This is a genomic window from Roseococcus pinisoli, assembly GCF_018413645.1.
Taxonomy (GTDB): Bacteria; Pseudomonadota; Alphaproteobacteria; order Acetobacterales; family Acetobacteraceae; genus Roseococcus; species Roseococcus pinisoli.
In genome coordinates this window covers 179,106-188,345 of record NZ_JAHCDA010000002.1, presented here as the reverse complement: position 1 = coordinate 188,345, position 9,240 = coordinate 179,106, and the positions used below count along the sequence as shown (strand labels likewise).

General features: G+C 67.0%; 8 protein-coding genes. 1 reads left to right on the top strand and 7 read right to left on the bottom strand.

The window, feature by feature from the left end:
* Positions 1-127: 127 nt before the first annotated feature.
* Positions 128-1,036: a peptidoglycan-binding domain-containing protein gene (locus KHU32_RS09700; protein WP_213669900.1), complete on the top strand. Its 909-nt coding sequence runs from the start codon at positions 128-130 to the stop codon at positions 1,034-1,036.
* 211 nt (positions 1,037-1,247) lie between these two features.
* Here KHU32_RS09700 and KHU32_RS09695 read toward each other — a convergent pair whose 3' ends face one another.
* From KHU32_RS09695 to KHU32_RS09665, 7 genes are all read right to left on the bottom strand, one after another.
* Positions 1,248-2,330, bottom strand: a complete 1,083-nt coding sequence (locus KHU32_RS09695; RefSeq protein WP_213669899.1) for a hypothetical protein — start codon at positions 2,328-2,330, stop codon at positions 1,248-1,250.
* A 3-nt stretch (positions 2,331-2,333) separates the two neighbouring features.
* Entirely contained in the window at positions 2,334-2,780 is a 447-nt protein-coding gene (locus KHU32_RS09690; RefSeq protein ID WP_213669898.1) for a GNAT family N-acetyltransferase, read from the bottom strand.
* Positions 2,777-4,291 (bottom strand): hypothetical protein, encoded by a 1,515-nt coding sequence (locus tag KHU32_RS09685; RefSeq protein WP_213669897.1) that lies wholly within the window; start codon positions 4,289-4,291, stop codon positions 2,777-2,779. Before KHU32_RS09685 ends, KHU32_RS09690 begins: the two co-directional genes overlap by 4 nt.
* A complete protein-coding gene (locus KHU32_RS09680; protein WP_213669896.1) occupies positions 4,282-4,998 on the bottom strand; it encodes a phage adaptor protein in 717 nt (238 codons plus the stop codon). Before KHU32_RS09680 ends, KHU32_RS09685 begins: the two co-directional genes overlap by 10 nt.
* An 11-nt stretch (positions 4,999-5,009) precedes the next feature.
* Positions 5,010-6,251: a P22 phage major capsid protein family protein gene (locus KHU32_RS09675; protein ID WP_213669895.1), complete on the bottom strand. Its 1,242-nt coding sequence runs from the start codon at positions 6,249-6,251 to the stop codon at positions 5,010-5,012.
* Positions 6,252-6,334: 83 nt separating this feature from the next.
* Positions 6,335-7,297 carry a hypothetical protein gene (locus tag KHU32_RS09670; RefSeq protein ID WP_213669894.1) on the bottom strand — a complete coding sequence of 321 codons (963 nt, stop codon included), beginning with the start codon at positions 7,295-7,297 and terminating at the stop codon, positions 6,335-6,337.
* An 87-nt stretch (positions 7,298-7,384) separates the two neighbouring features.
* A complete protein-coding gene (locus tag KHU32_RS09665; protein WP_213669893.1) occupies positions 7,385-9,235 on the bottom strand; it encodes a portal protein in 1,851 nt (616 codons plus the stop codon).
* Positions 9,236-9,240: the final 5 nt, after the last annotated feature.

The following is a 9,240-nucleotide window of genomic DNA, read 5'->3' as shown; positions in this document are numbered from 1 at the left end:
CGAGCCTCCAAAGGAGATCAACCGGCAGAACGCCGGGGAGATGGGTCATGAGGAATGGTGGATAACGCAGCGGCTCTTGCCGCGCGGGGTTGAAGCGTCCGATGCTGGGAGGCATGGGAGATGGCGAATGAAGTCAAGCAGCCTGGCTTGCGTAGTCGCGGCGACACTGTTTGCCGCCGCAGGCCGCCTCCAGGCGCAACAAGCGGCCCCATGGCCAGCAGCAGGATTAAGCCCGGACGCTATCTCGCGCATGACGGCGGAGCAGTCCGCCCGCCTTCCGCTCATCGAAATGATGCGCTCGTCCGATCAGAACGGGAGGAATCTCGCGTCCGTCATCTTTTCGGCCACGTCACACCTTCGTCGGCTCTATTTCTTCAATGGGCCGCCCACAATGGCTGTGAGCGCGGAGTTCGGCGCGGCCGTCAGGACCTTTCAGAAATCTTTAGGGCAACCCGAAACAGGGCAACTTTCCGTCGGTCAATTCGATGAACTGCAAAATCGATCTAATTACTACTTGCTCAGCCTGATCAACCCAATGGGCACAAATCTAGTCAGCATTAGGCGGGATTTTGGATTTGCGTCCGGAAGATGGATTATAGACGGTGAGGCTATTTATTCTCCCGTCAACACATCAGAAATCTTCTGCCGGCGCGCCGATATGTCCTGCACCATCTTTAATGCTGAATTGTCTAGCTCGATGTTTTTGCCAACATTGTCTATGCACGCCGTGCATTACCCCGTCATAAATTGGAGCGACAACGAGATCATCGCTAACCACATAGGTTCGTGTAGATCCACAACTCTGACAATCAACTCCTCGTCAACTGAGGTCATACAAACGACACGTAACTCGGCGCAACTCGGTGCTGATTGCTTACTGCCGCGGCTGCCCTCGCCCCGTGTTTCGCGCCTAGTGGATCATATTTCCTCTTCCCCTGGCGGCGTTGAAAACTGGAGAGAGCGGGCCCTTTCCTATACGAGTCCTGATTATCAACAATCGATCCGTACACTTATCGAGAGGGATGTGGCCCGATGACGAAACTGGCTCTGACCGGCGTTATGCTTCTCGTCGCCCTCACCGGCTGCGGCATGTCGTGGAGCGCTGATCGCGCCGCGGCTTCGATGAGAGATTGGTCCCCAGAGCCTGTCCGCTTCACCGATCCGGCGCCGGCCCCAGCGCAGGCCCAACAACAAGTCAGGTGTCAGAACTTCGGAGGCATCGTCCGTTGTATGTGACCGCGCTCTAGCTACTTCCCGAAGCCCCCTAGGCCCCATTTCAGGCCCGCCCCCAGCACCTGCCCGCCGAGCTGGTACATCCCCTGCATCTGCGCGTTGTACTGCTGCATCTGCGCGTTGTAGCCCTGCATCTGGCCCGCATAGGCGCTGTTCGTGGCGCCGATCACGTCCGTCGGCGCCATGCTCACCTGCGGCACCTGCTGGAACTGCGGCATCTGCACCTGCTGCCCTGAGAGCAGCGCCGACGCCTCGTTGAGCGGCTGGTTCCGGATCGCGAGTTGCTGCTGGAAGCGAGCCTGATCCATGTTGGCCTGCTGGCCAACCGCCGCGTTCCCGAATTGCAGGCCCTGGTTGTAAAAATTGCCCGCGCCCAACGCCATGTTGTAGAGCGATTCCTGCTCCGCACGTCCCTGCGCCGTCACGGCAAGCCGGGCATCGTTGACGCTCCGCCCGTAAGCGTCCTGCGCGGCATTCCAGGCCTCGGACCCCATGGTGAGACCTTGGTTGGCAAGCCGGGTGTCGAGAGCCTCGCGATCGCGCTGCTGCTGGGGGGCGAGGCGCGCATTCAGCGCCTCCTCCACGCGGTCGCGGGTCGCGTTCGGATCTCCGAACTGGCCGAAATCCAAGCCGGTCCGGAAATCGGTCCGGATCTGCCCTGTGCGGTCCGGAACCCCTGGATTGAACGGCTCCGAAAGCATGCCCTGCGCGCGGCGTAGCTGCTCGAGCGCGATGGTGCCGTAAAGCTCCTGCCCTTGGTTGGACAGCTCGAGCTGGCGCTGCTCGGCCGGCGAGAGCGTGACCGTCGAAGTCCAGCGGTCCTGGCCCTGCTTCTCCGCGCTCTGGCGCCAAGCGGCCGGGTCGAATGAGGTGTCGCCGCGGGCGCGCGCAGCTTCGATCTCCGCGGCCTGAATGCGGTCCAGATCCTCGGAGCTGAGGGCGTTGTTCGTCCAGGTCTGCGTGCCGAAGGGCGTAACCTGGTTGACCCGGTTGGCATTGGCGTTGAACCGGGCGGTCTCCAGGTTGCTTTGCGTCTGGGCTTGCGCCGTCGCAACGGGGTCCGGCGCGGCCGGCATGGAGGGTGCTTTCTTGCCCAAGTCTCAGGCCTCCCAATACCAAGGCGACTTGCGCCATTCGTTGCGCATCATCGATGCGACGACCGCATGCACGCCGCGCCCAAGGTGGTGCCGCAGCGTGGCCTCACGCCGGAAACCCAGGCGCTTGTTGAATTTCAGGACATCGGGCCGGTCGTGCCGCATGTGGCACCAGAGCTTCTCGGCGCCGGCCGTCGCGAAGGCGTAGTGGAACAGCGCCCGGAACACGCCGCGCGTGGCCCAAGCCCCCTCGCCCGCGATGCTGACCTGCAATGTCCGGGCCGCTTCCTGCCAGTCATGGAACGCCACGCCCGCGGCGAGCTCGCCGTCGCGCACCACGCCGGCCACGACAGCCGGGCCGAAGTCGCCGCCGCCCATGTGCGGGATGCGCTCCACCATCCACGCCGTCACCAGCGCGGCCTCTTCCGGCGTGGCGGCGAAGACCAGCGTCACAGGCGCCCCTCAGGCGTGAACAGGATATTCGTCGCCAGCCAGGCCGGCGTGGCCTCGCGGCTGGTCGCGCGCAGGCGCACGGCCGCAGACCGCCCCCTGCCCCGCACGCCCCGCCAACCGCGCCAGATCGCCTGGCCGCCCCAACGGCCCTCGCCCCAGCGCGACACGTCCCAGATGCCGGCCGTGGGCGCCGGCGGGTCCAGGATGATCGGTGGAGGCGCCATGGTGTTGAAGTCCAGCGCCAGATCGACCGCAACGCGCGGTGCGGCGCCGGCTTCGAAAACGGGCTCGGCGCGCTTGAACGCCTTCATGATCCCAGCCGAGCCGAAATAGTTGAACGCCTGGAGCGCTTCCGCCGGGATGTCCCGCCCCTCGTCCGAGGAGCCGACATCGAACCGCACCACGCGCCCATCGGCCGTCCCGAAGTAGGCCTCGTCGTTGAGCAGCCCCCAGCAGCGGGCCCCGAGGCCGGTGAAGCGGCACGGCTTGGTCGTCACCGTGTTGAAGACATACTGCTGCGCGCCACCGTTGGCCGGCACGTTGCAGATCATCATGGACCCGCGGGGGTAGAGCAGGATTTCCCACCCGAAATTACTGCCCCAGTCACGCACGGCCTGGCGCACGGTTGGGTCGATCTGCGCCGACAGGGACGCTTTTTCCGCCTGCACGCGGTCCACCGGCAGCATCATCGAGATCGGCTGGAACCCGTCCTGCGTGATGATCACCACGTCGGACGCAGCGCGCACGAAGCACCGCCGGCCAACCGGCCGGCCGATCTCGAATTTGCCTACGAAAGCCCATGTCGCAGCCGCGGCCGGGTCCGTGCCGGTGAAGACCAGCACCTCGCCCTCGCTGGTGAGGAAGACCGCCAGATCCTGCGGCCCGGCGCCGCCGTCTCGGCTCCAGGACACCATGCCCACCAGATGCCCACCCAGCCGGCAGAGCGGGCCAAGGTCGTAGCCAATGGCCGCCCCCGCGATGGCATCGGCGGCGAGATACCAGGCCTTGAGGCTGCCGCTCGCGCCGAACCACAGACGCCGCTGATGCAGGTTGCACCACACGATCGACGACGTGCTGAGGCCCGTGATCGCCGCGGCCGACCAAGCCGTGCCGTTGTAGAGCTGGGCGGGGTCGCTGCCGTTGCAGGCAAAGAGGAAGTGGCCGCCGGAGTTCGTGACCTGGGTGGACTGCCAGCGCGCGTTGGTAAGGCCGGATACGACCGGCGCACCAACGGCTCCGACACCCGTCACATTGTAGATGCCGCTACCGGACGCGCCGAAAAGCACCTGCGCGCCGGCCGGAGGGGAGTAGCGCAGCAGGGTGTCGACCGCGCCCGGCATGCCGGAGGAGTGCTGCTGGGAGCCGCGGCGCATCACGACATCCGTCGCGCGCGGGAACCAGTTGTCGAGCTTGATGGCGTTGTCGGCCGCCATGTCGGCGATCGCGCTGCGCGTGTCCCAGCCACCCACCGGCGGCGTCAGCGTGCGCAGGAGCCCGGGGCCTACGGCCATAGGTGCTGCGCCCCGTCAGGGACCGGCGCGCCGGCGAAGTGGCGGCGCTGACCGAAGATGTCGCCGGAAGTCATAACGCCGGGCGATGCGAGGTCATTCCGCGCCTCGGCGCGCACGCGGCTTTCGTAGGCCGCCCTCGCCGCCGGGGCGCGCACGTCGCCCTCCGTCTCAGTCAGGAGCGCTACGATGCCCAGGATGAAGAGCTCCTCAGGGAGCCGGCCAACGTCTGTGTCGGCCTGCCACGCGGCGCGGGTCGTGAGCCCGTCAGCCGAGGCGCAAAAATGGCTGGAGTAGTATTCGTAGGACAGCAGCTGGCCGGCGGCCGGCGTGGGGTAGAGCAGCAGATCGTTGCCGCGCCGCGTCCAGTACCGCTGCGTCCCGATAGGGCCAGAGGCGCCGAGCCCCGCCCATTGGACCGGGCTGACCGGGCCGGCCACGAGGCCACGCGCCTGATCCCAGAACGTCTCGGGGGCCATGCGGCCGAAATCGTCGGGGAAAGCGGCGGCCTGCGCTTCCGCAGGCACCGCCACCAAGTCTTTCCGAGCGCGAAGGGCCTGCCAGGCCCCGCGCGCAAGGAGGTCGCCACCGATCCGGTTGGCGAAGCGGAGGATCTTCTGAACCTCCGGGTCCTGGTTGCCGATGACCGCTCCCGAGCGCACGAGATTGCTCTCGTCCATGACGGCCTGGGCGATCGTGAGCAGGGTCATCGGCGCGGCCCTTACGGCGAGCCGCTGAAGCGGACGGCCAGGCGCGGGTCGATCGCCTTGACGCCGTAGAGGATGTCCAGGCGCCACTTCGAGACGTCGTTGATGCCGTCGTAGACCGGGATCACACGGACGCTCACGCCCTTGTAGGACTGGCGCGACACCTCAACGGCGCCGGGCGGCGACTTGAGCGGCACCATCGCCAGGGCGAAGGCGTTACGGTGGAACGCCATGTTCTGCCGGTAGCCGGTGCCGCCCGTGCCCATCACGTTGATCGGGGCGTCGGCGGCGGGCGAGGCCGAGCAGGTCTTGAACGCGCCGCTGATGATGATGGCCGGCGTGATCGTGAGCGTCGCCGGGCCGGTGGAGGCGCCAGAATTGGCGTCGGCCACCACCGTGAACTGCCGCAGGAATGGCAGCACCGCCTTGGTCACCGGGTTCACCGCGAAGACGCCCGCGATGGTGATGACGTCGCCGGCCTTGAGGATGCCCGTGACGCTGTTGGTCCAGCCCTTGGTCACCAGCGACTGCGTATTGGTGTTCTTCACGCTGTCGTAGGTGACATCCTGGCCGGCGCCGTTGATCAGCGGCGTGCCCGACTTCACGCCCACGACATGCGTCGGCACGTTCTGGCTCATGTAGGTGTCGATGCCGCCGATCCGGCCCAGGCTTCCCTCGCGGTACGCGCCCTTGGCCGCGCTCTCGATGTAGAGCCCCGTCTGGCTGCCCAGCAGGCCCCAGTGGTCGGACGGCGACAGCACCGAGGATCGCTGCGCGGTCGGGACCGCCAGCTCGTCCATCCGCTCCGGCGCCTTGGCGTAGTCGGCGTAGGAGTTAACGACTTCGCCGGGCGTGCCGACCCAGTTGGGCACCTGCTGGTACAGGTTCATCAGGTCGACATCGACCTGGTTGCCCAGCTGGATCATGGCCGGCCGGATGACGCGCTCGGACAGGTCGCCGATCTTGAGCGTCAGATCCTGCGACGTGAACTCGAAGTCGATGCCCTTGCGCATGTTGACGGTCAGGGAGGTCTTGCCCTCCACGACGTCCTGCGAGGACAGCACGGGCCCGTTACGGACCGTGAAGTCCGTCGGGCGCCGGATCGAGATGGTGTCGCCCACCTCGTAGCCGTTGATGTTCTTGGAGAACTCGTCCTCGTAGCCTCGGTAGACCTGATTGCCCATCACGAGGTTGTTTTCGAGGATCATCACCGCCTCTTTGGCGACGATGTCCGCGGTCAGAGTGGTATTCGCCATGCTATCCGCCGGCGTTCACGGCAGCCGCCCCATCGGAGGCGGTTGTCGCGAGCGTCGGCCCTTTCATCTCAGGTTGTGAGCACTCAGTGCCGCTGGCTTTTCCGCCACGCGACGTACTGATCCATGGTCATGTGCTCGGGGTCGGTCGGGACGCCGGCGGCCTTGGTCTGCAAGCCCTTGATGGGCGCAGCGGGCGCGGCGGGAGGGGGCTTGAGCGGCTGCGCCTGCTGCTGTGCCCGGTCCCACATCATCGCCTTGTGGGCCATGATTGCGGTCACGGGATTGAGCGGCCAGGATTTCGCCTGCTCCTCGCTGAGGCCGTAGTCCTTGGTCACGTAGGCGACCAATTCCGCTTCGGCCGTCGCGTCGAAAGTCGGTATGGCTTTCCGGACGATCTCTCGACCTTCCGTCGCCATGCGTTCCGTCTGCTCCCGCTGCTGGCTCGCGCTGGCATCGGCTCGCTGCCGATCCGCGTGCTCCAGCGCAGTCTCGCCGGCCGCCACCTGCTCCGCGATCTGCTGGAGCTCCATTCGCTTCCGGGTCAGCGTGTCGGATGCCCGCCGCGCCTCGTCCGGGTTGGTCTGCCAGAGATTGCCGTCGGCGACGGCCCGCTCCAGCGCTGTGATCTCGTTCTTGACCGCCAGACCGCGGCCGAATGCCTCCTGCACCTCGCCCGAGACGCGGCGGAGCTTCTGGGCCTCCCCAAGCTCGGCCTCGGCGGCGCGGCGGAGGTCCGCGACCTCCTGGGACCGCTGTGTGTGACCACGCTGCGCCGCCTTGGACCAGTCGTGCAGCTTGCCCGCCACGTCCTCGGGGATGGCGCTTTTCGGGACCTTCAGCTTCGTCCCGCCAAGGTCAAACTCGACCTCTTCCTCGGGCTCCGGCGCCGCTTCGGGCGTCGTCTCTGCCGCGGCCTCAGCCGGCTCCTCGGGATCGAGCGCGGCTGCGATCTCCTCCGGTGAGCGGGGCTGTTCCTCGGCAGCAATGGGCTGCACGACCTCTTCGGCGATCTCCCCTTCCGGGGCGGTCGCAACGGATTCGGACATTTTGCACCTTGGTCTATCGGGCCGGGGTTCCGGCGCTGAGAAAGCGGCGTCTCTCGACGCAGCAGGCGGCACGATGCCGCCGTCTGGTTACCCGGGGGGCAGCGCCGCCGGGGGCATTCCTTGTGGGCCGGGGCCGCCTGGCGGCGGAAGCATGCCCTGCTGCTGCAACATCATCTGCTGGAGCATCTGGATCCGCTTGGCCGCCTCGTCGGCGTCGGGCCAATCCATGTTGCGGACGATCAGATCGCCCAGGACCGGCGCCGCGGCCGGATAGGCCCGCACCAACTCCATCAGCGAGTTGGCGGCCTCCTCGCGCTGCGTGGCGTAGCTCGGGCCCGTCTTGACCGTCACGTCGTAGCGCCCGACCGAGAGGTCATAGAGGCGCGGCTGCCCTTCCGGGTTCAGCGCGCCACCGCCGCCCTGCGCAAGCTGCACCACCTTGGGCGTCATGTCCGGGCCGAGGATCTGGATCGCCTGGCGCTGCGAATAGAGGCCGCCCACGATCTCCACGAGGCACCGCCCGCAGTACTGGATGGCGCGCGAGAGGTTGTCGATAAAATGGAACGTGCTCGTGTTGCTCTGCCGCTGCCGCGCATTGATGGCCCGGCCGCTCGTCTCGTTGCCGCGCGCACCAAGCGCCGCGTCGAAGATGCCCGTGACGCTCTTGAGGTCATCGGAGGCGTTCAGCGCCTCCTGGAGCGCCCCGGCAGGCACACCGGCGAAAGGCACGCGGGAAGGCATCTGGCCACCCGCGCCGCGCCCCCTGAAGGTCAGGTAGGCATGGCTGCGCGTGTTGGCCGTGAGCCACTTCGCCAGCTCCTCGCCCTCGGGTAGCGCGTCCTCATCGATCAGCCACGGCGCACGCGGCGCCAGGGCCACCAACTCCGTGCTGGCCGAGCGCCAGAAATTGAGCATCGCCTGCGGGTCGCGCGCGTCGCGGATGAGGCCCCGGAAATGCCGGATGCCCCTGACCACGATCTCCTCGCCCCACACCGGGCAGATCGGGATGGTAGTGCCAGGCCAGCTCGTCTCCTCGAGGATCTCGTTGGCCGTGATGACGCGGCGCGTGACCTTGTGCGTCTCGGCGTCGCGCTCCCTCGCCGGCGCGCGGCCGGTCTGGCTGAAGAGCTCGCGCAGCAGCAGGGCCTTGGGCGCGCTCCGGACCGTCTCCTGGTCGTAGCCCAGCGACATCGCCATACGCTTGGCCGCCTCGATCAGCAGGGCCTCGCTGTAGACCGAGCCGTCCTCGAAGCCATAGATCTTCTGGCTGTCGCTCTCGCGGGACCAGTACTCTGCCACCCTCACCGCTTCGGTGTCGCCCCAGTCCGGCGGCTGGTCGCCGCTGCCGCCATCCCAAGAGGACGGCGCGGCCTTGGGGTATTTCCGCTGGAGTTCGGTCCGCGGCATGAAGTCCGAGACGAAGGCATAGCGCCAATCGCTGGCGTCCACCTCCATGCTCGCCGTGTCCCAATAGACGCTCAGCGGGTTGGCGATGCGGGAGATCCGCGCGTCCATGTCGAAGCTCTCGGGGTGGGCATAATCCACCTCGATGCGGAAAAAGCCGAAGCCGCCCGTGACGGCGTGATCGATCGCGGTGTCGTAAGCCACGCCCGCGTTGCTGTTGCGCTCGATGGCGCGCAGGAGGCCGCCGATCACCTCGGCCGTGTCGTAATCCGCGCCGCCGTCCACAGGATGCACCGAGATGGCCGGCTTATTCTGCCGCGCGTCGTTGACGACCTGCCGGATAAGGCTCGGCAGGCGGTTGATGGTCAGGACCGGGCGGCCCTCGAGCTGGCGCTGGCGCCGGATGGCGGCCGGCCATTGCTCGCCCAGGCGTGCGAATTCAATGTCGGCGATGGCGTCGCGACGATTGGCGCCGGACGCCGACTGCGACTGCTGAAACTGGTCGAGCGCGGTGCGAAGGATGTCGTCAGGCATGCACG